Source organism: Pseudomonas sp. TH07 (assembly GCF_016651285.1).
Taxonomy (GTDB): Bacteria; Pseudomonadota; Gammaproteobacteria; order Pseudomonadales; family Pseudomonadaceae; genus Aquipseudomonas.
On record NZ_JAEKED010000001.1, the window covers coordinates 1,542,999 to 1,567,662 of the forward strand.

The 24,664-nt window shown below is 59.2% G+C and carries 22 protein-coding genes and 1 pseudogene; 1 reads left to right on the forward strand and 22 read right to left on the reverse strand.

The features are described from left to right. Nucleotides 1-36: 36 nt before the first annotated feature. The 5 genes and pseudogenes from JFU57_RS07320 to JFU57_RS07340 all read right to left on the reverse strand — a co-directional run. Nucleotides 37-933: pseudogene (locus tag JFU57_RS07320) on the reverse strand (pyridoxamine 5'-phosphate oxidase family protein); the annotation flags it as partial. Between the two features lie 67 nt (nt 934-1,000). Continuing rightward, complete coding sequence (locus JFU57_RS07325; protein ID WP_201128683.1) at nt 1,001-1,630, reverse strand: glutathione S-transferase N-terminal domain-containing protein; 630 nt, start codon at nt 1,628-1,630, stop codon at nt 1,001-1,003. A gap of 131 nt (nt 1,631-1,761) precedes the next feature. Further along, nucleotides 1,762-2,664: a LysR family transcriptional regulator gene (locus JFU57_RS07330; protein WP_201128685.1), complete on the reverse strand. Its 903-nt coding sequence runs from the start codon at nt 2,662-2,664 to the stop codon at nt 1,762-1,764. Between the two features lie 27 nt (nt 2,665-2,691). Next, on the reverse strand, nt 2,692-3,015 hold the full coding sequence (locus JFU57_RS07335; RefSeq protein ID WP_201128687.1) for a hypothetical protein: 324 nt from the start codon (nt 3,013-3,015) through the stop codon (nt 2,692-2,694). Then, nucleotides 3,016-5,220 (reverse strand): OsmC domain/YcaO domain-containing protein, encoded by a 2,205-nt coding sequence (locus JFU57_RS07340; protein ID WP_078470346.1) that lies wholly within the window; start codon nt 5,218-5,220, stop codon nt 3,016-3,018. A 581-nt stretch (nt 5,221-5,801) separates the two neighbouring features. Between JFU57_RS07340 and JFU57_RS07345 the strand changes: the two genes are divergently transcribed. Next, nucleotides 5,802-6,713: a bifunctional GNAT family N-acetyltransferase/nucleoside diphosphate kinase regulator gene (locus JFU57_RS07345; protein ID WP_078470345.1), complete on the forward strand. Its 912-nt coding sequence runs from the start codon at nt 5,802-5,804 to the stop codon at nt 6,711-6,713. 134 nt (nt 6,714-6,847) lie between these two features. Here the strand turns inward: JFU57_RS07345 and glmS are convergent, their stop codons facing one another. The 17 genes from glmS to mnmE form a co-directional block, all read right to left on the reverse strand. Beyond that, nucleotides 6,848-8,680: a glutamine--fructose-6-phosphate transaminase (isomerizing) gene (glmS, locus tag JFU57_RS07350; RefSeq protein ID WP_078470344.1), complete on the reverse strand. Its 1,833-nt coding sequence runs from the start codon at nt 8,678-8,680 to the stop codon at nt 6,848-6,850. Between the two features lie 10 nt (nt 8,681-8,690). Further along, on the reverse strand, nt 8,691-9,458 hold the full coding sequence (locus tag JFU57_RS07355) for a DeoR/GlpR family DNA-binding transcription regulator (RefSeq protein WP_020294921.1): 768 nt from the start codon (nt 9,456-9,458) through the stop codon (nt 8,691-8,693). A 238-nt stretch (nt 9,459-9,696) separates the two neighbouring features. Further along, nucleotides 9,697-11,064 (reverse strand): bifunctional UDP-N-acetylglucosamine diphosphorylase/glucosamine-1-phosphate N-acetyltransferase GlmU, encoded by a 1,368-nt coding sequence (glmU, locus tag JFU57_RS07360; protein WP_201128689.1) that lies wholly within the window; start codon nt 11,062-11,064, stop codon nt 9,697-9,699. 114 nt (nt 11,065-11,178) lie between these two features. Beyond that, nucleotides 11,179-11,604 (reverse strand): F0F1 ATP synthase subunit epsilon, encoded by a 426-nt coding sequence (locus tag JFU57_RS07365; protein ID WP_078470342.1) that lies wholly within the window; start codon nt 11,602-11,604, stop codon nt 11,179-11,181. A 45-nt stretch (nt 11,605-11,649) separates the two neighbouring features. After that, complete coding sequence (gene atpD, locus JFU57_RS07370; protein WP_020294925.1) at nt 11,650-13,026, reverse strand: F0F1 ATP synthase subunit beta; 1,377 nt, start codon at nt 13,024-13,026, stop codon at nt 11,650-11,652. Nucleotides 13,027-13,053: 27 nt separating this feature from the next. Next, nucleotides 13,054-13,914, reverse strand: a complete 861-nt coding sequence (gene atpG, locus JFU57_RS07375) for a F0F1 ATP synthase subunit gamma (RefSeq protein ID WP_020294926.1) — start codon at nt 13,912-13,914, stop codon at nt 13,054-13,056. Between the two features lie 50 nt (nt 13,915-13,964). Then, the gene (gene atpA / locus JFU57_RS07380; protein ID WP_020294927.1) at nt 13,965-15,509 is read right to left on the reverse strand and encodes a F0F1 ATP synthase subunit alpha; all 1,545 of its coding nucleotides are present in this window, start codon (nt 15,507-15,509) and stop codon (nt 13,965-13,967) included. A gap of 21 nt (nt 15,510-15,530) precedes the next feature. Beyond that, nucleotides 15,531-16,067: a F0F1 ATP synthase subunit delta gene (locus JFU57_RS07385; RefSeq protein ID WP_020294928.1), complete on the reverse strand. Its 537-nt coding sequence runs from the start codon at nt 16,065-16,067 to the stop codon at nt 15,531-15,533. 12 nt (nt 16,068-16,079) lie between these two features. After that, the gene (locus tag JFU57_RS07390) at nt 16,080-16,550 is read right to left on the reverse strand and encodes a F0F1 ATP synthase subunit B (RefSeq protein WP_020294929.1); all 471 of its coding nucleotides are present in this window, start codon (nt 16,548-16,550) and stop codon (nt 16,080-16,082) included. A gap of 57 nt (nt 16,551-16,607) precedes the next feature. Next, nucleotides 16,608-16,865, reverse strand: a complete 258-nt coding sequence (atpE, locus tag JFU57_RS07395; RefSeq protein WP_002555987.1) for a F0F1 ATP synthase subunit C — start codon at nt 16,863-16,865, stop codon at nt 16,608-16,610. Between the two features lie 130 nt (nt 16,866-16,995). Further along, nucleotides 16,996-17,868: a F0F1 ATP synthase subunit A gene (gene atpB, locus JFU57_RS07400; RefSeq protein ID WP_078470341.1), complete on the reverse strand. Its 873-nt coding sequence runs from the start codon at nt 17,866-17,868 to the stop codon at nt 16,996-16,998. Nucleotides 17,869-17,884: 16 nt separating this feature from the next. Next, complete coding sequence (locus JFU57_RS07405) at nt 17,885-18,292, reverse strand: F0F1 ATP synthase subunit I (RefSeq protein ID WP_020294932.1); 408 nt, start codon at nt 18,290-18,292, stop codon at nt 17,885-17,887. 148 nt (nt 18,293-18,440) lie between these two features. Beyond that, complete coding sequence (locus JFU57_RS07410; protein ID WP_020294933.1) at nt 18,441-19,313, reverse strand: ParB/RepB/Spo0J family partition protein; 873 nt, start codon at nt 19,311-19,313, stop codon at nt 18,441-18,443. 9 nt (nt 19,314-19,322) lie between these two features. Continuing rightward, a complete protein-coding gene (locus JFU57_RS07415; RefSeq protein WP_020294934.1) occupies nt 19,323-20,120 on the reverse strand; it encodes a ParA family protein in 798 nt (265 codons plus the stop codon). Between the two features lie 18 nt (nt 20,121-20,138). Next, entirely contained in the window at nt 20,139-20,774 is a 636-nt protein-coding gene (gene rsmG / locus JFU57_RS07420) for a 16S rRNA (guanine(527)-N(7))-methyltransferase RsmG (RefSeq protein WP_177326747.1), read from the reverse strand. A gap of 5 nt (nt 20,775-20,779) precedes the next feature. Continuing rightward, nucleotides 20,780-22,672, reverse strand: coding sequence for a tRNA uridine-5-carboxymethylaminomethyl(34) synthesis enzyme MnmG (gene mnmG, locus JFU57_RS07425; protein ID WP_201128691.1), 1,893 nt, complete (start codon nt 22,670-22,672; stop codon nt 20,780-20,782). A 550-nt stretch (nt 22,673-23,222) separates the two neighbouring features. Beyond that, a complete protein-coding gene (mnmE, locus tag JFU57_RS07430; protein WP_201128693.1) occupies nt 23,223-24,593 on the reverse strand; it encodes a tRNA uridine-5-carboxymethylaminomethyl(34) synthesis GTPase MnmE in 1,371 nt (456 codons plus the stop codon). Nucleotides 24,594-24,664 lie beyond the last annotated feature (71 nt).

A 24,664-nucleotide genomic window follows, 5' to 3' on the forward strand; every position in this document is an offset into this window, starting at 1 on the left:
ATGCGCGCCGGGTATTTTTAGACGCTCCGGTCAAACCGAGGGCGCCGGGAAATGCCCGCGCAAACCCAGGGCCGCCGGGCGTCGTACCAGGTGCTCGACCTGCAGTTGCCAGACTCGCTCGGCCCCCGGCAAGGCTTCGACCTGCGGGCCCTCAAGGATGATCTGCGTACGGCCGCTGAGTTGCAGCAGATCGCCCCGGGCAAAGTCGATAAACAGCAAGCCGGCGCGGGGATTGAGCAGCAGGTTACCCAGGGTGTTGAAGAAACGGTTGCCCGAGTAATCCGGAATCGTCAGGCAATTACCCTCGACCCTGACGAACCCGGGCGGCCCGCCACGATGGGAAACATCCACCGAACGGCCCTCGGGCTGGTCCAGGTAACTGGCGACAAACAGCGTATCGGCGGCGCTGATCAGGGCCGTCGCGGCCGCGTCCAACTGTTCCAGCCGTTGCACCGCAGGCATGGCCGAGGTGATGGCTGGCGCCTGCTCGAACTCGCGGCGCTGGATGTATTGCGGGCAATTGCCGAACGCCTGCTGCACTGCAACGCTGAAACCGTCTGCGGCGTAAGCCTGGAGCCGGCCATTGAGCCGGTTCCGGCGCCGCGTGTGCAGCTCGATCCCGAGCAGGCCGATGGCGGCGCCCGCAGCCAGCTGCGCCGGGTCTTCGGGCGCTGGCAACCGCTCAATGCGCAACAGGTCCGGCGCCGGGCTATGGGCGAAGCCGGGCGGCCCTTCAAGGAGGCTGGCCCAAGGGTTGCCCGCAGCATCCACCGCGCCAAACAGCAGGAAAGGCAACTGCTGATAGAACTGGCGGTGCTGATCGGGCATTGCCTGGCGGATCACCTTGCTGCCAAGCGCTTGCATGCGCTCGACCACCCCCATGTGCGCCTGCAACTGTTGTTCACCGGCGTGCCAGGGCGATTGTGGGTTCATGACGATGGCTCCCTTGTGCCCGAGGCACAGTCAACAGGGGCGCCAGCCGGGCTGGGCCCTCAATGGTTTACGCGGTGTACAGGCCGGCCACGGTACGCGGCATCGGGACAAAACCGGGCCAGGCTTCGATGCGCGCCAGCCAGGCGCGGACCTGGGGGTAATCGGCCAGGGACACGTTGCCTTCCGGGGCGTGGGCGATATAGCTGTAGCACGCCACATCGGCGATGGTCGGCTCGGCACCTGCCAGGTAAGGCTGCGGCGCCAGTTCCTGATCGAGCACCTTGAGCAGCGCGTGAGAACGGGCAATCACTTGCGGGGCATCGCCCGGCGCGCCAAACACCGTAATCAGGCGTGCCGTGGCCGGGCCCGAGGCCAACGGCCCCGCCGCCACCGACAGCCAACGCTGAACCCGTGCCGCGCCTACCGGGTCACTTGGCAGCCAGCGGCCCTGGCCATAGCGCTGCGCCAGGTACACCAGAATCGCGTTGGAGTCGGCCAGGATCACCCCCTGGTCATCAATCACCGGCACCTGGCCGAATGCATTCAATGCCAGGAACGCCGGCTGTTTGTGTACCCCTTGGGTCAGGTCGACCAACAGGGTCTCGACCGGCAGGTGCAGCAGCGACAGCATCAACTCGACGCGGTGCGCGTGGCCAGAACGGGGGAAGTTGTAAAACTTGATCGGGGACTGGGACACAGGAACTCCGCAAAGTAACGACGGCTCACGGGAGCCGCACTGACGGGAGCCATCTTCCACCCTGGGTGAAAACTGCAGAATCACCAGAAAACACAATCCATTATTTCATTGGCTGCAATAAAGCCTGATGGCTAGCGGCTCAACGCCGGGTGCTCGCGCAGCCCCTGTACCGCCAGATCGACAAAACTGCGCACCCGCGCCGGCGCCTTGCGCCCGCCCTGATACACCACATGAATCGGCAAGGGCGCCAGCTCGAAGGCCTGCAATACGATTTCCAGCTCGCCAGCCGCCACTCTGCTCGCCACCTGGTACGACAGCACCCGGGTCAGGCCCAGCCCCAGGCACGCCGCGCTGATCGCCGCCTGGTTGGCGGAAACCAGCAGCCGTGGCTCCAGGCGAATATTCAGTGCGGTGCCGCCCTGCTCAAACTGCCAATGACGCGACTGGCCGACCGCAGACGGGGCAATGATCGTTGCCTGACGCAAATCCTCCGGGTGCTGGGGCCGACCATGGGCCGACAGAAAGTCCGGCGAGGCACACACCACCCGGCGCACTTCGCCAACCCGGATCGCATGCTGGCCGCTGTCCGGCAGCTCGCCGATGCGCACCGCGACGTCGATGCCCTCGTCGACCATGCTCGCCACCCGATCCACCAGCAACGCGTTGATGCTGACCTCGGGAAACTGGCGCAGATAATCGACCACCAGCGGCGTGACAAACAAATCGCCAAACAACACCGGCGCGGTGATCGTCAGTTGCCCACGGGGCTGGGCGTGCACCCCGGCGGCCGAGGCTTCGGCGTCCTGCAATTCGCCAAGGATTCGCCGGCAGTCTTCCAGGAAACGCTGGCCGGCATCGGTCACGTGCACGCTGCGGGTGGTGCGGGTCAGCAGCAGGCTGCCAATGCGCTGTTCGAGTGCCGCCACCGCGCGGGTCACACTGGCCGCCGACAGGTTCAAGCGCCGGGCCGCCGCCGCAAATCCCTGCTCTTGGGCAACGCAGACGAACACCTGCATTTCCTGGAATCTATCCATGGATCAACCTCGGCGGCGGTGGTTGTTCTAGCGAATGCACCAGGTGGTGACGTCATGCTTGTCGAACGCCACGCAGCCGTTGTTCTTGGCGATCAACCGATAAGGCGCATCCGGCGTGTAGGAGAAATAGAAATAGTGCTGTCGGTCTTCGCCGTACAGCCAATAGGACGACGACCCCTGGTTGGTCACCGTGGGTTCGAAGGTCCAGATCGACGACTCGGCCGGGATGAAGTTGGAGCGCTCCAGCAGCATCAGCAGACCGTTGGACAGTACCGGCGTCAGGGCCCCCAGCAACAGGAGCGTGGCCGCGCCGGCCAAGATCAATGGGTACAGCAGGCGCGACCTGGGCATTTAACGAGCTGACGCCGCGACATTGGCCCGCGCCGTGTGCAGCTTCTTGTAGCTGTCGATCAGCCGCAGGTGCCGGTCGAGCCCTTCCAGCTTCATGCTGGTCGGTGTCAGGCCGTAGAAACGCACGCTGGAATTGACCGAACCGATCGCGGCGTCCATCCGCTCGTTGCCGAACATGCGGCGGAAATTGACCTCGTAGTCTTCCAGCTCCAGGTCTTCGTCCAGTTCCATTTCCAGCACCGCGTTCACGGCCTGGTAGAACAGCCCGCGCTCGACCGTGTTGTCGTTGTACTGGAGGAAGGTTTCGACCGCCTCCTTGGCTTCTTCAAATTGCTGCAGGGCCAGGTAAATCAGCAGCTTCAGCTCAAGGATGGTCAACTGGCCCCAGGCCGTGTTGTCGTCGAACTCGATGCCGATCAAGGTGGTGATATCGGTGTAGTCGTCCAGCTCACTTTCCACCAGACGCTCGACCAGGTCTTTCAGGGCCTCCTCGTCCAGGCGATGCAGGTTGAGGATATCGGCGCGGAAGAACAGCGCTTTGTTGGTGTTATCCCAAATCAGATCGTCCACCGGATAAATTTCCGAGTAGTCCGGCACCAGGATGCGACAGGCCGGGGCGCCGAGATGCTCGTAGACCGCCATGTAGGCTTCTTTACCCATGCCTTCGAGAATGCCGAACAGCGTCGCGGCCTCTTCGGCGTTGGCGTTCTCACCCTGGCTGGTGAAGTCCCACTCCACAAACTCGTAGTCCGACTTGGAGCTGAAGAAACGCCACGACACCACGCCGCTGGAGTCGATAAAGTGCTCGACGAAGTTGTTCGGCTCAGTGACCGCATGGCCTTCGAAAGTCGGCTGGGGCAAATCGTTGAGGCCTTCAAAACTACGGCCTTGCAGCAATTCGGTGAGGCTGCGCTCCAGCGCCACTTCCAGGCTTGGGTGGGCGCCGAACGAAGCGAATACACCGCCGGTGCGCGGGTTCATCAAGGTTACGCACATCACCGGAAACTCACCGCCCAGGGACGCGTCCTTCACCAGCACCGGGAAACCCTGGGCTTCCAGCCCCTGAATCCCCGCCAGGATCCCAGGGTATTTGGCCAGCACTTCCTGGGGCACATCCGGCAGCGCGAATTCACCTTCGATGATTTCGCGTTTCACCGCACGCTCGAAGATCTCCGACAGGCACTGCACCTGGGCTTCGGCCAGCGTGTTGCCGGCACTCATGCCGTTGCTGAGGAACAGGTTTTCGATCAGGTTCGATGGGAAATACACCACCTCGCCATCGGACTGACGCACAAAGGGCAGCGAAACGATGCCGCGCTCTTCGTTGCCGGAGTTGGTGTCGTACAAATGCGAACCGCGCAACTCGCCATCGCGGTTGTAGATCTTCAGGCAATACGCATCGAGAATGCCGGCCGGCAGTTCATCTTTACGGCCAGGCTTGAACCAGCGCTCATCCGGGTAATGCACAAACGCCGCGTTGGCGATGTCCTCGCCCCAGAACTGATCGTTGTAGAAGAAGTTGCAGTTGAGGCGCTCGATAAACTCGCCCAGGGCCGACGCCAGCGCGCCTTCCTTGGTCGCACCCTTGCCGTTGGTGAAACACATCGGCGAATGCGCATCGCGGATATGCAGCGACCACACATTGGGCACGATATTGCGCCACGAGGCGATCTCGATCTTCATCCCCAGGCCCGCCAGAATGGCCGACATATTGGCGATGGTCTGCTCCAGCGGCAGGTCCTTGCCCACAATGTAGGTGCCTGCATCGCTGGCCGCATTGGGCATCAACAACGCCTGGGCATCGGCATCCAGGTTTTCCACTTCCTCAATCACAAACTCCGGCCCGGCCTGCACCACCTTCTTCACCGTGCAACGGTCGATGGAGCGCAGGATGCCCTGGCGGTCTTTGTCGGAAATATCAGCCGGCAACTCAACCTGGATCTTGAAAATCTGGTTGTAGCGATTTTCCGGGTCAACAATGTTGTTCTGCGACAGGCGGATATTCTCGGTAGGAATACTGCGAGTGTCGCAATACAACTTCACGAAATAGGCCGCACACAGCGCCGACGAAGCCAGAAAGTAATCGAATGGACCCGGTGCCGAGCCATCGCCCTTATAGCGAATAGGCTGATCGGCCACTACCGTGAAGTCATCGAACTTGGCTTCAAGTCGAAGGTTGTCGAGAAAGTTGACCTTGATTTCCATGGGGGATTACCAGAATAACGAGCCACAAATTTGGCCGGTATTATCCGGTTTTTCGGTCGGAAGTCTTGTGCTTTTCCGTGAGGGCCGCTGGCCGGCCATAGGCCGCTCCCCGTGCAGCAGGGCTACGGGCGATCAATAGACCGCGTTATTTTCAACCCGGTCTTATATCGGCTGAAAAGCCGCAGCCATGTTGCTTATACCCAGTAGTTACGGGCGAATAATGGCCAGCCGAGATTAATACACTTGCCAATTAAGCAAGATATCGCCGCCAAGTTAGCGGTGCATAACTCTTGTCGATGTTTTATGCGATCAATTAGCGGGGCGTAGAATTTTTCAGCCAATGCATATCAAGAGAAAGGGCTGTCCTGTACCCAGCCAAAAAAATCGCCACGCTGTTTCCCGTGGGAAGAGAAACCGACGTGGCGGTGTTTATGTACGGTCAGTGACCAGACGCTGAATCGTCAAACGCCCCAGGCAATTCGGCATTCCTCGCGTTATGTCTTAACATAGCCGGTTGCCGAAAGAACCGTCATGGCCATAGCCATGAAGGGCTTTCATCCTTTGCGATAAGTGTGGTGAAGATGAACAAGCCTTTCATTTCTTTGTGCCCTGAAATTACTCGGGCGCACGCGCTGACGCTGATGGATTGGTTGGAAGACGAACGCGTTACCTGCTATCTGAGCGATTCGCGTGATGTCTCGCGCTCCATCGAGCAAGCCATCGATCGGACTCAATCGCCGATCCTGACCCATCTATTCAACCAGGGCGGCCGATTCTTCATGGCCTATGACCGGCACGACGCCCCGGTGGGCTTTGTCCGTCTGATCAAGACCGACTCAAATTGCGAGATAGTCCTGGTCATCGGAAACAGCGACAAATGGGGCCGCAACCTTGGCGCCCGCACGATCCGCGAAGGCATGAAACTGGCCTTCCTCGACATGCGGGCCAAGAAGCTCATCGCCAAGATCCACCCGGACAACGCGCGCTCGCTGAAAGCCTTTTTGCGCAGCGGCTTTGTGCTTGAGAGCGAAACGCCGACATTGAAGTCATTTTCCATGACGGCGGGGCGCTATCGCCAGTTCTTGCGCGAAGGTGCTGCTGGCGACTCCACCAGGATCTACATCACTGAAATCGACAAGGCCAGGCTCGAAAGTCTAATCGTGCTCGAGCAAGGCCCGGCCGTTGTTGAACTCGAACATGAGCTTGAGCGAGCCATTGTGGTCAAGCCACAGCAGGTGGCGCGCAATGTCGTCACGATGAACTCTAGGACCTTGCTGCAGCTGGACGACGAAGAGATGGAAGTGGCCTTGGTCTACCCTGAAGACGCGGACAGCAACGCAGGGAAGCATTCCGTGTATTCCGATATCGGCGCCGCCATCCTGGGCTATCAGGAGGGGGACGCCATCGACTGGCGAATTTCAGATCGGACCCGTCGGATTGAGATCAGGAAAGTGCTTTACCAGCCGGAGGCTGCGGGCGATTTCCACCTTTAACTGCGCCCTTTGCTCAGTGTTGGACCATCAGGCGCGAGGTGGTTGCGAAAGGCAGGAGGCGGTAGGACAGACCTAGCCGGCTCCTGCGACAGTTTTAAGCCTGTCAATCCACGCGATTTACGCCTGTGGATAACTCACTCCACTGTCACCGACTTGGCCAGGTTGCGCGGTTGGTCGACGTCGGTGCCCTTGAGCACGGCGACGTAGTAGGACAGCAGTTGCAGCGGGATGGTGTAGAGGATCGGCGACAGGATGTCGTGGATATGCGGCATGTGGACCACGTGGGTGCCTTCGCCATTGGTCATGCCTGCCTGCTCATCGGCGAACACGATCAGCTCGCCGCCACGGGCGCGCACTTCCTGCAGGTTGGACTTGAGCTTCTCCAGCAACTCGTTGTTCGGCGCCACAGTCACCACCGGCATGTCGTTATCCACAAGCGCCAGCGGGCCGTGTTTCAACTCGCCGGCCGGGTAGGCTTCAGCGTGAATGTAGGAGATTTCCTTGAGCTTGAGCGCCCCTTCCATGGCCACCGGGAATTGCGCACCGCGACCCAGGAACAGGGTGTGGTTCTTCTCGGCGAACAGCTCAGCGATTTTTTCCACCGTGCTGTCCATGGCCAGGGCTTCGCCCAGGCGGGTCGGCAGGCGGCGCAGCTCTTCTACCAGGGTCGCTTCGACGCCCTTGGCCAAGGTGCCACGGACCTGGCCCAGGGACAGGGTCAGCAGCAGCAGACCGACCAGTTGCGTGGTGAAGGCCTTGGTCGAGGCTACGCCGATTTCACGGCCGGCCTGGGTCAGCAGGGTCAGGTCGGATTCACGCACCAGCGAGCTGATGCCGACGTTGCAGATGGCCAGGCTGGCGAGGAAACCCAGCTCCTTGGCATTGCGCAGGGCGGCCAGGGTGTCGGCGGTTTCCCCGGACTGGGAAATGGTGACGAACAGGGTGTCAGGCTGCACCACCACCTTGCGGTAGCGGAACTCGCTGGCAACTTCGACCTGGCACGGGATGCCGGCCAGCTCTTCGAGCCAGTAACGGGCAACCATGCCGGCGTGGTAACTGGTGCCGCAGGCGACGATCTGGACATTGCGCACTTTGGCGAACAGCTCGGCGGCCTGTGGACCGAAGGCCTGGACCAACACCTGGTTCTGACTCAGACGGCCTTCCAGGGTGCGTTGCACCACGGCTGGCTGCTCGTGGATTTCCTTGAGCATGAAGTGGCGGAACTCGCCCTTGTCGGCAGCTTCGGCACCGTCGCGGTACTGCACGGCTTCGCGCTCGACCGGGTTCCCCGTCACGTCCCAGATCTGCACGCTGTCGCGGCGGATCTCGGCGATATCGCCCTCCTCCAGGTACATGAAGCGGTCGGTCACCTGGCGCAGGGCCAGTTGGTCGGAAGCCAGGAAGTTCTCGCCAAGGCCCAGGCCGATCACCAGCGGGCTGCCGCTGCGGGCGGCAATCACGCGGTCAGGCTGGGAGGCGCTGATCACCGCCAGGCCGTAGGCGCCATGCAACTCTTTGACGGTGGCCTTGAGGGCCACGGTCAGGTCACCCAGCTCCTTGAGCTTGAGGTTCAGCAGGTGGGCGATGACTTCGGTGTCGGTGTCGGAGGTGAACACATAACCCTGGGCCTTGAGCTGTGCGCGCAGGGCTTCGTGGTTCTCGATGATGCCGTTGTGCACCACGGCCAGGTCGCCGGAGAAATGCGGGTGGGCGTTGCGCTCGCAAGGGGCACCGTGGGTGGCCCAACGGGTGTGGGCGATACCCAGGCGACCAACCAGAGGTTCCGCCTCCAGGGCCTGTTCCAACTCGCTGACCTTGCCCGGGCGACGCACGCGCTCAAGGGTGCCGGCGTTGGTGAAAACAGCTACACCGGCGCTGTCATAGCCACGGTATTCAAGGCGCTTGAGGCCTTCGAGCAGGATCGGCGTGATATTACGTTCAGCAACGGCGCCAACAATTCCACACATGGTTTTTCTCCTAAATGACAGCCGCGCATATCAGCGTAATGCCACGGGCCTGGATCTGGTCGCGGGCCTCGAGCGGCAGGCGATCGTCGGTAATAAGGGTATGGACACTGCTCCATGGCAGCTCCAGGTTGGGAATCTTGCGGCCGATCTTGTCAGCCTCCACCATCACCACCACTTCCCGGGCCACATCGGCCATCACTCGGCTCAGGCCCAGCAACTCGTTGAAGGTGGTGGTTCCTCGCACCAGATCGATACCGTCGGCGCCGATAAACAACTGGTCGAAGTCGTAGGAGCGTAGTACCTGTTCGGCGACCTGGCCTTGAAAGGACTCGGAGTGCGGGTCCCAGGTGCCACCGGTCATCAACAGCACCGGCTCGTGCTCCAGTTCGCTCAGGGCGTTGGCCACGTGCAGGGAGTTGGTCATGACCACCAGGCCTGGCTGCTGGCCAAGTTCGGGAATCATGGCGGCGGTGGTACTGCCGCTGTCGATGATGATCCGCGCGTGCTCGCGAATGCGTTTGACCGCAGCGCGGGCGATAGCCTGCTTGTACTTGGAGACCGGCTGGCCAATCTCGCTGACCAATTCCTGGGGCATGCTGATAGCACCGCCGTAGCGTCGCAGCAGCAAACCGTGGCTCTCAAGTGCAGCCAGATCCTTGCGGATCGTAACTTCCGAAGTTTCGAAGCGCTTGGCCAGCTCGTCCACGCTCACTTCGCCCTGTTCATTGAGCAAGGCAAGAATATTGTGGCGTCGTTGGGGTGTATTGCGTTTCGACATGGGGGCTTAAGTTTCGATTCGAAAGATAACGGAAGCAATCAAAACCTATCGGCTGAAATTCGTCAAGCGGGCGATGGAAAAAACCATGGGTGTTGGCGAGTGGAGAGTTATCCACAGAACGGGGCTAGCTACGATCGGCGCTACCCGGTGCATGCCTCTCGGGTGGAAGTCGGGAGCACACTTGCGCCCGACATCGACGCAACAACAGCCCGGGCATTGCACCCGGGCTGTGGATAACTCAGTTCTTTTTGATCTTCTCCGGACGTTTCCAGCCGTCGATATTCTTTTGCCGGGAGCGCGCCACGGCCAACTGGGATTTCTCCACCTTCTGGTTGATCGTCGAACCGGCCGCAGTAGTCGCGCCGTCCAAGATATCCACAGGCGCCACCAGGGAGTTGTTGGAACCGATGAATACATCCTGGCCAAGCACCGTCTTGTGCTTGTTGGCGCCGTCATAGTTGCAGGTGATGGTGCCCGCACCGATGTTGGTCCGTGCGCCGATTTCGGCATCGCCCAGGTAGGTCAGATGACCGGCCTTGGCGTCTTCGCCGAGGTGGGCATTCTTCAGTTCGACAAAGTTACCCACATGGGCCCGGGCATCCAGCACCGTGCCCGGACGCAGACGGGCGAAAGGACCGGCATCGCTGCCCTCGCCCAACACCGCGCCATCGATGTGGCTGTTCGCCTTGATCACCACCCCCTTGCACAGGGTGCTGTCCTTGATCACGCAGTTAGGGCCGATAACCACGTCGTCCTCGATCACCACCCGGCCTTCAAGAATCACGTTGATATCGATCAGCACGTCGCGGCCGACCGTGACGTCACCGCGGACGTCAAAACGTGCCGGGTCGCGCAGGGTCACGCCCTGGGCCATCAGACGACGCGCCGCGCGCAACTGGTAGTGCCGCTCCAGTTCCGACAGTTGCTTGCGATCGTTGGCGCCCTGCACTTCCATGGCGTCATGGGGTTGCTCGGTGGCCACGGTCAACCCGTCGCTGACCGCCATGGCGATCACGTCGGTCAGGTAATACTCGCCCTGGGCGTTGTTATTCGACAGGCGACTCATCCAGTCGCCCAGGCGCTTGGCCGGGACCGCGAGAATACCGGTGTTGCCTTCGGTGATAGCACGCTCGGCTTCGTTGGCGTCCTTCTGCTCGACGATGGCGGTAACCTTGCCTTCGCCGTTGCGCACGATGCGCCCGTAGCCGGTCGGGTCCGCCAATTCAACCGTCAACAGGCCCAACTGCTCGGGGGCGGCCTGCAATAGCAGGCGTTGCAGGGTCTCGACCTCGATCAACGGCACGTCGCCATAGAGGATCAGCACCGTATCGGCACTGATGAACGGCACCGCCTGGGCAACCGCATGGCCGGTACCGAGCTGCTTGTCCTGCAGCACGAAATTCAGATCATCCGCTGCCAGGCGCTCGCGCACGGCATCGGCACCGTGGCCGATGACCACGTGAATCCGCTCCGGGCTGAGCTGGCGGGCACTGTGGATAACATGGCCGAGCATGGAATTGCCCGCCACCGGGTGCAGAACCTTCGGCAAGGCCGAGCGCATGCGCGTGCCTTGACCGGCAGCGAGAATAACGATTTCGAGAGACATGACTGGCTACCAATCCTGGGAGGTCAGGCTACGACCAAGAAGTGAGAGTTGCAGAAAAAGAAAAAGGGTAGCCGAGGCTACCCTTTTTAATCAATCACACATAAAGCTCAGGGCTTAGCCGCCAAACTTTTTGCGGATCTGCTGGACGGTGCGCAGCTGAGCTGCAGCCTCGGCCAGACGTGCAGCAGCAGAACCGTAGTCGAAATCTGCGCCCTTTTCATTCAGGGCCTTCTCAGCGGCCTTGACGGCTTGCTGAGCGGAGGCTTCGTCCAGGTCGGCAGCACGTTGCACGGTGTCGGCAAGAACCTTGACCATGTTCGGCTGAACCTCGAGGAAACCACCGGAGATGTAAAACACCTCGGTTTCCCCGCCCTGCTTGATCAAGCGGATCGGACCTGGCTTCAAATTGGTGATCAGCGGTGCGTGACCCAGAGCGATACCAAGATCACCCAGCTCACCGTGCGCAATTACCATTTCAACCAGACCGGAGAAGATTTCCCCTTCCGCGCTGACGATATCGCAATGGACTGTCATAGCCATCTGCTTGCCTCAACCTAAATTAGCGCCCGTTGCCGGGCGCCGGGATTACAGTTTCTTGGCTTTCTCGATCGCTTCTTCGATGCCGCCGACCATGTAGAACGCTTGTTCTGGCAGGTGGTCGTAGTCACCGTTGAGGATGCCTTTGAAGCCAGCAATGGTGTCTTTCAGGGAAACGTATTTACCCGAAGCACCGGTGAAGACTTCAGCCACGAAGAACGGCTGCGACAAGAAGCGCTGGATCTTACGAGCGCGGGATACCAACTGCTTGTCGGTTTCCGACAGCTCGTCCATACCCAGGATCGCGATGATGTCCTTCAGCTCTTTGTAGCGCTGCAGCACGTACTGAACGCCGCGAGCGGTGTCGTAGTGCTCCTGGCCGATCACGTTCGGGTCCAGCTGGCGCGAAGTCGAGTCGAGTGGATCGACCGCTGGGTAGATACCCAGGGAAGCGATGTCACGGGACAGAACGACGGTGGCGTCCAAGTGGGCGAAGGTGGTCGCTGGCGACGGGTCGGTCAAGTCATCCGCAGGTACGTATACCGCTTGGATCGAGGTGATCGAACCTTCTTTGGTCGAAGTGATACGTTCTTGCAGAACGCCCATCTCTTCAGCCAGGGTCGGCTGGTAACCTACTGCGGAAGGCATACGGCCCAGCAGTGCGGATACTTCAGTACCGGCCAGGGTGTAACGATAGATGTTGTCGACGAACAACAGAACGTCGTTACCTTCGTCACGGAACTTCTCGGCCATGGTCAGGCCGGTCAGTGCTACGCGCAGACGGTTACCCGGCGGCTCGTTCATCTGACCGTAAACCAGTGCCACTTTGTCCAGAACGTTGGAATCCTTCATCTCGTGGTAGAAGTCGTTACCCTCACGAGTACGCTCACCCACACCGGCGAACACGGAATAACCGCTGTGCTCGATGGCGATGTTACGGATCAGTTCCATCATGTTTACGGTTTTGCCTACACCGGCACCACCGAACAGACCGACTTTACCGCCTTTGGCAAACGGGCAAACCAGGTCGATAACCTTGATGCCGGTTTCCAGCAGGTCGTTGCCGCCCGCTTGTTCTGCGAACGACGGCGCAGGACGGTGGATGCCCCAACGCTCTTCGGTGTCGATCGGGCCAGCTTCGTCAATCGGATTGCCCAGTACGTCCATGATCCGGCCCAGGGTCGCTTTACCGACCGGTACGGAGATGGCTGCGCCAGAGTCGATAACGTCCAGACCGCGCTTCAAGCCTTCGGTGGAACCCATCGCAATGGTACGAACTACGCCGTCGCCCAGCTGCTGCTGAACTTCCAGAGTAGTTTCCGCGCCTTGTACTTTCAGCGCGTTGTAGATGCTCGGTACGCTGTCGCGTGGAAATTCCACGTCGATAACGGCGCCGATGATTTGAACGATACGTCCGCTACTCATAGCTGGATCCTCTGAATATTTGAACCGTTAAACCGCGGCAGCGCCGCCGACGATTTCCGAGATCTCTTGGGTGATCGCAGCCTGACGCGCCTTGTTGTAGATCAGCTGCAAATCGCTGATCAAATCACCGGCGTTGTCGGTAGCGTTCTTCATTGCGATCATCCGCGCGGCTTGTTCAGCTGCGTTGTTCTCGACCACCGCCTGGTACACCTGCGACTCCACGTAGCGCACCATCAAGCCGTCTAGCAGCTCTTTGGCGTCTGGTTCGTAGAGGTAGTCCCAGTGGTGCTTGAGTTCTTGATCCGGGGTTGCCTCCAGCGGAATCAACTGCTCCACCTTAGGCTGCTGCGTCATGGTGTTGATGAACTTGTTGGACACCACGGACAGGCGATCAATACGGCCTTCCAGATAAGCATCCAGCATCACCTTGACGCTGCCGATCAGATCATTGATCGACGGCTCTTCACCCAAGTGGCTGATGGCTGCAACGACGTTACCGCCGAAGTTGCGGAAGAATGCCGCACCTTTGCTGCCTACCACGCACAGATCGATCTCGACGCCGTTTTCGCGGTTTACCGCCATGTCCTTGACCAGGGCCTTGAACAGGTTGGTGTTCAAGCCACCGCACAAACCACGGTCACTGCTCACGACGACATAACCAACGCGCTTGATTTCGCGGTCGATCATGAACGGGTGGCGATATTCCGGGTTGGCGTTGGCCAGATGCCCAATTACCTGGCGGATACGCTCCGCATAAGGACGGCTAGCAGCCATGCGCATTTGTGCCTTGCGCATTTTGCTGACCGCCACTTTTTCCATGGCGCTGGTAATTTTTTGCGTGCTTTTGATGCTCGCAATCTTACTGCGAATCTCTTTTGCGCCTGCCATGTAACACCTATCAGGTTAGCAAGCGGGAGCCTTGCGGCTCCCGCTGCGGCTTACCAGGTTTGGGTGGCCTTGAACTTCTCGATACCGGCTTTCAGGCCAGCGTCGATTTCGTCATTGAAGTCACCCTTCACGTTGATCTTGGCCAACAAGTCGGCATGATCGCGGTTGAAGTAAGCAATCAGCGCTTGTTCAAAGCTGCCGACCTTGGTGATTTCGACGTCAGTCAGGAACCCGCGCTCAGCGGCATACAGCGACAGCGACATGTCGGCGATCGACATTGGCGCGTATTGCTTCTGCTTCATCAGCTCGGTAACGCGCTGACCATGCTCAAGTTGCTTACGGGTCGCTTCGTCCAGGTCAGAAGCGAACTGGGCGAATGCCGCCAGTTCACGGTACTGAGCCAGAGCGGTACGGATACCACCGGAGAGCTTCTTGATGATCTTGGTCTGAGCAGCACCACCTACACGGGATACCGAAACACCGGCGTTCACAGCAGGACGGATCCCGGAGTTGAACATGGCCGATTCCAGGAAGATCTGACCGTCAGTGATGGAAATCACGTTGGTCGGAACGAACGCGGAAACGTCGCCAGCTTGAGTTTCGATGATCGGCAGAGCAGTCAGGGAACCGGTTTTGCCGGTTACCGCGCCGTTGGTGAACTTCTCTACGTACTCTTCCGAAACGCGGGATGCGCGCTCCAGCAGACGGGAGTGGAGATAGAACACGTCGCCTGGGTAGGCTTCACGGCCTGGTGGACGACGCAGCAGCAGGGAAATCTGGCGGTAAGCCACTGCTTGCTTGGACAGATCGTCATAAACGATCAGCGCGTCTTCACCGCGGTCGCGGAAGAACTCGCCCATGGTGCAACCGGAGTACGGTGCCAGGAATTGCAGCGCAGGAGATTCCGAAGCACTGGCAGCCACGATGATCGTGTTGGCCAGGGCGCCGTTTTCTTCCAGCTTGCGAACCACGTTGGCGATGGTCGATTGTTTCTGACCGATAGCAACGTAGACGCAGAAGATACCGCTGTTCTTCTGGTTGATGATCGCGTCGATCGCCAGAGCGGTTTTACCGATCTGACGGTCACCGATGATCAGCTCACGCTGGCCACGGCCGACTGGGATCATGGCATCGACAGCCTTGTAGCCAGTCTGTACAGGCTGGTCTACCGACTTACGCCAGATCACGCCTGGAGCAACTTTCTCGACCGCGTCGGTCAAGGTGTTGTTCAGCGGACCTTTGCCGTCAACTGGGTTACCCAGTGCGTCGACTACGCGACCCAGGAGTTCCTTACCCACTGGAACCTCGAGGATGCGGCCGGTGCACTTGGCGCTCATGCCTTCAGCCAGACTGGTGTATGCGCCCAATACAACGGCACCTACGGAGTCTTGCTCCAGGTTGAGGGCCATACCGTAGACGCCGCCCGGAAACTCGATCATCTCGCCGTACATAACGTCGGCCAGACCGTGAATCCGCACGATGCCGTCAGATACGCTGACGACAGTGCCTTCGTTACGGGCTTGGGAGGTCACATCGAGCTTGTCGATGCGGCCCTTGATAATTTCACTTATTTCGGAAGGATTGAGTTGCTGCATTGCTCTGCTGCCCCTTCAAACTCAAGATTTCAATGCTTCGGCTAGATTCGCGAGTTTGCCGCGAATCGAGCCATCGATAACCAGGTCGCCGGCGCGGATTACGACGCCACCAATCAGGCTGGCATCCTCCGCAGCGTGCAGGCGCACTTCCCGGCCGAGCCGTGCACTGAGAACCTTGGCGAGTTTGTCTTGCTGTTCTTGGTTCAATGCGAAAGCACTGGTGACATCCACATCTACCGATTTCTCTTGTTCGGCCTTGTACAGGTCGAACAGAGCGGAAATCTCCGGCAACAGCAGGAGACGATCGTTTTCGGCGGCAACGTGAATGAAATTCTGTGCCTTGGCATCAAACTTGTCGCCACACACGTCGATAAACGTGGTGGCCTTTTCTGCGCTCGTCAGTCGCGGGGCCTTGAGCACGCGCTGCATGGTGTCATCTTGTGACACCGCTGCAGCCAGGCCGAGCATGGCTGACCAAGAGGCCAGTTGCTGGTGGGCCTGAGCGTGCTCGAAGGCCGCCTTAGCGTAAGGTCGGGCCAACGTGGTCAGTTCTGCCATGATCGCCCTCGCTTAAATTTCAGCAGCCAGTTTGTTAACCAGCTCTGCGTGCGCGTTTTGATCGATTGTGGCACCCAGGATCTTCTCTGCGCCGTTGACTGCCAGGCTACCCAGTTGGGCACGCAGCGCGTCTTTGACACCGTTCAGTTCCTGTTCGATCTCGGCCTGAGCCTGAGCCTTCACACGGTCAGCTTCGACACGAGCCTGTTCACGGGCCTCGTCGACGATCTGAGAGCCGCGTTTCTTGGCTTGCTCAATGATTTCGGCTGCCTGAGCTTTTGCATCGCGCAGTTGCTGACCCGCTTTATCTTGGGCCAGTTCCAGGTCACGAGCTGCTCGGCTGGCAGCGTCCAGTCCATCCGCGATCTTCTTTTGGCGTTCGTGCAAAGCTGCAATGACCGGAGGCCAAATGAACTTCATGCAGAACACTACAAAAATTAAGAACGCAACGGACTGACCAATCAGGGTTGCATTAATGTTCACGCCAACACCTCGCTCGTTCGTTGTCCATCACACCAATCAACTCGAAGAATCGAGTGATTAGCCAGCGAGTTGGCCAACGAAGGGGTTTGCGAAGGTGAAGAACAGAGCGATACCAACGCCGATCATGGTTACGGCGTCGAGCAGACCGGCAACGATGAACATTTTAACTTGCAGCATTGGAACCATTTCTGGCTGACGCGCTGCGCCTTCCAGGAACTTGCCGCCCAACAGGCCGAAACCAATTGCGGTACCCAGTGCGCCCAGGCCGATCAACAGTGCAACAGCGATAGCGGTTAGACCAACTACAGTTTCCATCTTTCCTCCCGACTTTTACGTCGTATGGTTTAGGTTTTTTAGATTAAAGCGGTAAAACAAATCGTTTCATGCCCTGTAAGGGCCCCCTCTCACCGAGGCGAGAGGGACATCAGACTAGTCGAAACCGGTCTTAATGGTTCTCTTCGTGCGCCATCGACAGGTAGACGATGGTCAGCATCATGAAGATAAACGCTTGCAGGGTGATGATCAGGATGTGGAACACAGCCCACGCCCATTGCAGCACCACGCCCAGGCCGCTGAGCCAGAGCAGGCCGCTGCCGAACATCACGGCGATCAGGATAAACACCAGCTCGCCAGCGTACATGTTGCCGAACAGACGCAGAGCCAGAGAGATCGGCTTTGCAATCAGGGTCACGAATTCCAGCAGGAAGTTCACCGGGATCAGCAGGGCTTGAACGAAGATGTTCTTGCTGCCGAACGGGTGCAGGGTCAGTTCGCCGATGAAGCCGCCGAAGCCCTTGATCTTGATGCTGTAGAAAATGATCAGCGCGAACACCGACAGGGCCATGCCCAGGGTGGCGTTCGGGTCAGTGGTCGACACTGCGCGGAATGGGATGTGCTGATCGCCAGAGATCAACATGGCCAACTGTGGAATCCAGTCCACGGGTACCAGGTCGATGGCGTTCATCAGGAACACCCAGACGAAGATGGTCAGTGCCAGAGGTGCAATCACCGGGCTACGACCGTGGAAGCTATCCTTCACGCTGCCATCGACAAAGCCGACCATCACTTCAACGAAGTTCTGCAGCGCGCCAGGCACGCCGGAGGTGGCCTTCTTGGCCGCCATGCGGAACAGAAGAACGAAGATCACACCCAGTGCGACAGACCAGCCGAGGGTATCGACGTGGAATGCCCAGAAGCCCATTTCCTTGGCTTCTGCGGCGGTGTGGGCAAAGCCCCAGCCGCCATTGGGTAGCTGCCCGAAGGTCAGGTTCTGTAAGTGGTGCTGGATATAGCCCGAAGCGGTTGTTTCTGCTGACATGGTTGCCTCAAACGCCCTAAGGTCTCGAAAGTCTTGTTGTCATAAGCAGGGGAGCGAACCAGCTGACCAGTTGGGTCAGCACGAAGGCACCGAATACAGCCAGCGGCGCCAATGGCTTCACACCTGCAAACGTCAATGCAAACAGCACTGCCGTCAAAATCAGTTTGCCCGCCTCGCCGGCATAAAAAGACCGGACGATAGCCTGAGCTGCTCGGGCGCCGGAAAACCGAAATGCCCTATGAGCGAAGTACACATTGGGCAGCAAGGCTATCAGTCCTCCGCAGAGGCCTGAATATCCGGCTACGACTCCATGCCATTGCCAGAGCGCCAAGGCGGCCAGCAATACGACGACAAATTGAGCCAGTAATACCGGAAAAACTGCCAGGCGATGGAACGGCAAGCGGTTTGGCGTGCGGGTTTCCATCACGGTTGCTCCTCAATGGTCGGCTGCCAGAATTCAATAACTTGGCATAATTTGTGCCGACAAAATGCGCGCAGAGTATAGGGGCGGTTCAGCCCCTATTCAACTGCCAGGTAGTGATTTCCGACTGCGCGCTACATGAGGAAATGTTTCAGCGGATGTGTGCGAGGACGCCCTGGAGCTCATCAAGGGAGTTGTACCCAATCACCAACTGCCCTTTGCCCTTCTTCCCGTGGCGGATCTGCACCGCAGAGCCTAGGCGCTCAGCCAGACGCTGTTCGAGTCGGGCGATATCCGGGTCCGGCTTGACCGGTTCAGCGGGCTCCTGTTTGCCACTCAACCACTGGCGAACCAGGGCCTCGGTCTGGCGTACGGTCAGCCCCCGTGCGACAACGTGTCGCGCCCCTTCAACCTGTTGATTTTCCGGAAGACCGAGCAAGGCTCGGGCATGACCCATCTCCAGGTCGCCATGGGACAGCATGGTCTTGATCACTTCCGGCAGCGCGATCAGGCGCAGCAGGTTGGCCACGGTCACGCGGGACTTGCCCACGGCTTCGGCGACCTGTTGCTGAGTCAGCTGGAACTCCTGCTGCAAGCGCTGCAGGGCCACGGCTTCTTCGATCGGGTTGAGATCTTCGCGCTGGATGTTTTCGATCAGTGCCATGGCAATGGCGGTTTCATCCGGTACGTCGCGGACCATCGCCGGGATGGTTTCCTGACCGGCCTGCTGGCTGGCGCGCCAACGGCGTTCACCGGCGATGATTTCAAAACGCCCGGAGCCGATGGGGCGAACCACGATCGGCTGCATCACGCCCTGGGCCTTGATCGACTGCGCCAATTCCTCCAGCGCCTGGGGGTCCATGTCACGGCGCGGTTGATACTTGCCGCGCTGGATCAGGTCCAGCGGCAGGTGTTGCAACTCGCGCTGGTCGGCTTGGGTCGCCTGTTCTTCCAGAGAACTGACGGTCGGACCACTCAGCAGTGCATCCAGTCCACGTCCGAGACCTCGTTTCTTGACGGCCATGGGGATTCCTTAAGTTGCCTGAGCGGCGGCTGCGCGTGAATTTTTACGCTGGCGACGAACCATCTCGCCAGCCAGGGCCAGGTAAGCCAGGGCACCGCGCGATTGTTTATCGTAGGCCAACGCCGGCATGCCGTAGCTTGGCGCTTCGGCCAGACGGATGTTGCGTGGAATGACCGTGTCGTACAGCTGCTCGCCAAAGTGTTCCTTGAGCTGGGCCGAAACGTCGTTCATCAGGCTCAGCCGCGGGTCATACATGGTCCGCAGCAGGCCTTCGATCTTCAGGTTGGGGTTCAGCAACTCGGCGATGCGCTTGATGTTATCCACAAGGTCGCTCAAGCCTTCCAGGGCGAAGTACTCGCACTGCATGGGGATAATCACCCCATCGGCGGCCACCAGCGCATTGAGGGTGAGCATCGACAGCGACGGTGGGCAGTCGATCAGGATGTAGTCGTAATTTTCGCGGATGGGTGCCAAGGCGCTGCGCAGACGGCTTTCTTTCATCTGCATTTCCAGCAGGACGACTTCTGCCGCGGTCAGGTCGCGGTTGGCCGGCAGCAGTTGATAACCGCCGTGTTCGGAGAAGTGCATCGCCTGGGCCAGATCGCATTCGCCGATCAGCAGGTCATAGACCGAGTTCTCCAGGCCGTGTTTATCCACACCGCTACCCATGGTGGCGTTGCCCTGTGGATCAAGATCGATCAACAGCACCCGGCGCTTGGTCGCGACCAGGGATGCTGCGAGGTTGATGCAGGTGGTGGTCTTGCCCACGCCACCCTTTTGGTTCGCTATCGCGAATACCTTAGCCATTCTTGCTTGTGTTCCCAATCATGCCGTGCGGCGCAGTATCAGCAGATGGCGTTGGCCTTGGCAACCGGGTACGGCCAGGGCCTGTTCGCTATCGAGGTGGAAGTCCGTCGGCAATGCTACCAGCTCATCCGCGGGATGAACGCCCTTCATTGCCAGCCAACGTGTATCGCGGTCGCCAAGATGGCGAGTCCAGTTGGTGAAGTTCTCCATGCTGCTGAACGCCCGGGAAATGATCCCGTTGAACGGCTGCTCAGGCTGGAACGCTTCAACGCGACTGTGGATAACTTGAAGGTTATCCAGTTTGAGTTCGAGTTTGACCTGGGTCAGAAAGCGGGTTTTCTTGCCGTTGCTGTCCAGGCAGGTCACTTGCGACTCGGGAAACAGGATCGCCAGGGGGATGCCAGGCATCCCTCCACCGCTACCGACGTCGAGCCAGCGACCGTTTTCGATGAACGACATCACGCTCAAGCTATCGAGCAGATGACGCGAGACCATTTCGTCCGGATCGCGCACGGCGGTCAGGTTGTAGGCCTTGTTCCATTTGATCAACAGGGCCAGGTACGCCAGCAATTGCGCATGCTGGGTTTCTGTCAGAGTGACACCGAGCTCGCGAGCACCTGTGGATAACTCTTCTGCATGTTGCGAGGTGACCATTGAGCTCAAGCGCTTTGCTCCAACTGACGGCCGGCGCCGCGTTTTTTCAAGTGAATCATCAACAGGGAAATCGCCGCCGGCGTCACGCCCGGAATGCGCGAAGCCTGGCCCAGGGTCTCCGGACGGGTGACGCCAAGCTTGCTCTGGATCTCTTTCGAGAGCCCGGAAATCTTGGTGTAGTCGATATCCACAGGCAACTTGGTGTCTTCGCTGGCCCGCAGGCGAGCGATTTCGTCCTGTTGGCGATCGATGTAGCCGGCGTATTTGGTCTTGATTTCAACCTGCTCGGCGACTTGTGGATCTTCTGCGCCCTGCCCGGTCACTTCCACCAGTCCGACGTAGTCGATTTCCGGACGGCTCAACAGGTTCAGCAGGTTGTATTCGTGCGTCAGCGGGGTGCCGAATTTTTCGGCAATCGCATCGCCCTGTGGGGTGCCGGGGCGAACCCAGGTGCTCTTCAGGCGTTGTTCTTCCAGCTCGATGCTCTCGCGTTTTTTGCAGAAAGCAGCCCAACGGGTGTCATCCACCAGGCCCAATTCGCGACCTTTCTCGGTCAGGCGCAGGTCGGCGTTGTCTTCGCGCAGGATCAGGCGGTACTCGGCACGGGAAGTGAACATCCGATACGGTTCTTGAGTACCCAAGGTAATCAGGTCGTCGACCAACACCCCGATATAGGCCTCATCGCGACGCGGGCACCAGCTGTCTTTACCCTGGGCGCGCAGCGCAGCGTTGGTACCGGCCAGCAAACCTTGGGCGCCGGCCTCTTCGTAACCGGTAGTGCCATTGATCTGGCCAGCGAAAAACAGGCCGCCGATGACTTTGGTTTCCAGGCTGTACTTCAGGTCCCGCGGGTCGAAGTAGTCGTACTCGATGGCATAACCAGGACGAACGATGTGCGCGTTTTCCATGCCGCGGATCGATTGCACGATCTGCAACTGCACATCGAACGGCAGGGATGTGGAGATCCCGTTCGGGTACAGCTCATGAGTGGTCAGGCCTTCGGGTTCGATAAAGACCTGATGGCTTTCCTTGTCGGCAAAGCGATGGATCTTGTCTTCAATCGATGGGCAGTAACGCGGGCCAATACCTTCGATCACACCGGAATACATCGGCGAGCGGTCGAGGTTGGAGGCGATGATTTCGTGAGTCCGGGCGTTGGTATGGGTAATCCAGCAGCTGACTTGCCGTGGATGCTGCTCTTTTGAGCCCATGAACGACATGACCGGGATCGGGGTATCGCCCGGCTGCTCGGACATCACCGAGAAATCCACCGAACGCCCGTCAATGCGTGGCGGCGTACCGGTTTTCAGGCGTCCGACACGCAGAGGCAGTTCGCGCAGGCGCTGTGCCAGAGCAATCGACGGCGGATCGCCGGCGCGACCACCGGAGTAATTCTGCATACCGATGTGGATAAGTCCGCCAAGGAAGGTCCCGGTGGTCAGCACCACGGAATCGGCGAAGAAACGCAGGCCCATCTGAGTCACAACACCGCGAACCTGGTCCTGTTCCACGATCAGGTCGTCAGCGGCTTGTTGAAATATCCACAGGTTCGGCTGGTTTTCCAATATTTCGCGGACAGCCGCCTTGTACAGAATGCGGTCGGCCTGGGCACGTGTCGCTCGTACCGCCGGGCCTTTGCGGCTGTTCAATACGCGAAATTGAATACCACCTTTATCGGTGGCAATGGCCATCGCGCCGCCAAGGGCGTCGATTTCCTTGACCAGGTGGCTTTTGCCAATGCCACCAATGGCTGGGTTGCAGCTCATGGCACCGAGGGTTTCCACGTTATGCGTCAGCAACAGGGTTTTTGCCCCCATGCGTGCTGATGCAAGTGCTGCCTCGGTACCGGCATGACCGCCGCCGATGACGATCACTTCAAAACGGGAAGGGAAATCCACCACGCACCTCGTGCCTGCTTCAGTTAGGTAATTAGGAATAGGTCTGGGCTCAGGTTTTTGAACCAGGTCGACAAGTATAGGGACTTCCCCACCTCTAAAGAACCCTTTGCACAAAATTTAACCAGCTGTGGATGAATCACAGTCAATAGAAATTAAAAGAGAGAAAGTTATTAAATCTTTGTTTTTATGTTTATTCTTACTGAGCACCTTTTCTGTGGATAGATTGATACAGGCCTTTATTCACATGATGTACAGAGGTTTAAAAGTCTGTGGTCATGTGCTCATGAGGCCATTGGATAACCGGTTTAAGCCTGTGGATTAAAGCAGTGGTTATCCACAGATGGGTTTTTCCTCAGTTTTGAGGCCCTGTTATCAACCGAGCACAGGGGCAGTTATTCACAGGGCTTAATCCACAGAAAACGGTCTTTCAAGCAAATGCCGGGCACGAGAAAGCCGCCAGGACGAAAGATTTCATCTGGCAAGAACGTGGTTTTTTTAAAAGAAGGGAAGCAGACAGGCGCGAACGGCCTGTCTGGGTGCAACGCAGGAGCTATTTACCGATGCAGAAACTGGAGAAAATTCGCCCTAACAGGTCATCCGAGCTGAACGCCCCGGTAATTTCTCCCAACAGTTGCTGAGCCTGGCGTAAATCTTCGGCCAGGAGCTCGCCAGCACCGGCCAGGGTCAGTTGAGCTCGTCCGTGCTCAAGGGCGGCACTGGCATGGCGCAGGGCTTCCAGGTGACGCCTGCGTGCGCTGAAGCTGCTTTCCGAGGTCTGCTCAAAGCCCATGCAGGCCTTCAGGTGCTCGCGCAGCAGTTCCAGGCCCATGCCGGCAGACTTGGCGCTGAGGCTGATGGTGACGTGGCCATCGTCGCTGACCTCGAGGGCAATCGCTTCCCCGGTAAGATCCGCCTTGTTGCGGATCAGCGTGACCTTAGACGGATCCGGGCGCTGCTCGAGGAACTCCGGCCATAGGGCGAAGGGATCCGCAGCCTCGGGCGCCGTGGCGTCCACCACCAGCAGGACCCGATCCGCCTCGCCAATGGCCTTGAGCGCACGCTGCACACCGATTTTCTCCACCTGGTCATCGGTATCGCGCAAGCCTGCGGTGTCCACCACATGCAGTGGCATGCCATCGATGTGGATATGTTCGCGCAGGATGTCCCGGGTGGTGCCGGCGATCTCGGTAACGATGGCGGCTTCCCGTCCGGCCAATGCATTGAGCAGGCTGGATTTACCGGCATTCGGCCGGCCGGCGATAACCACGGTCATGCCGTCACGCAGCAACGCGCCTTGCCCGGCTTCGCGCAACACGCTGGCCAACTCGTCGCGCACCTTATCCAGCATGCTCAGCACGTGGCCATCGGCGAGGAAGTCGATTTCCTCTTCAGGAAAATCAATCGCGGCTTCGACGTAGATACGCAAGCCGATCAACTGCTCAGTCAAGTTATGCACACGTTGGGAAAATGCCCCCTGCAACGAGCGCAAGGCATTGCGCGCGGCCTGGGTTGAGCTGGCTTCGATCAGGTCGGCGATCGCTTCGGCCTGGGCCAGGTCGAGCTTGTCATTGAGGAAGGCCCGTTCGCTGAACTCCCCCGGCCGGGCCAGGCGACAGCCCAGCTGCAGGCAACGCTGCAACAGCATGTCGAGCACGATCGGGCCGCCGTGCCCCTGAAGTTCCAGGACATCTTCGCCAGTGAACGAGTTCGGGCCAGGGAAATACAGGGCGATCCCTTCATCCAGTACTTCGTCGAGGTCACCGAAAAAGGGTCCGTAATGGGCAAAGCGTGGTTTCAGTTCGCGACCGCTGATGGCGTTGGCGGCGACGCTGGCCAGCGGTCCGGAAATTCGCACGATGCCCACGCCACCGCGACCTTGAGCTGTGGCGACGGCAGCGATGGTTTCACGAGGGATATTCATAACCCGAGATCCAGACAAAAGTGGCAGATAGCAAAACGCCCCACTAGGGGGCGTTTTGAGTGGTTATCCAC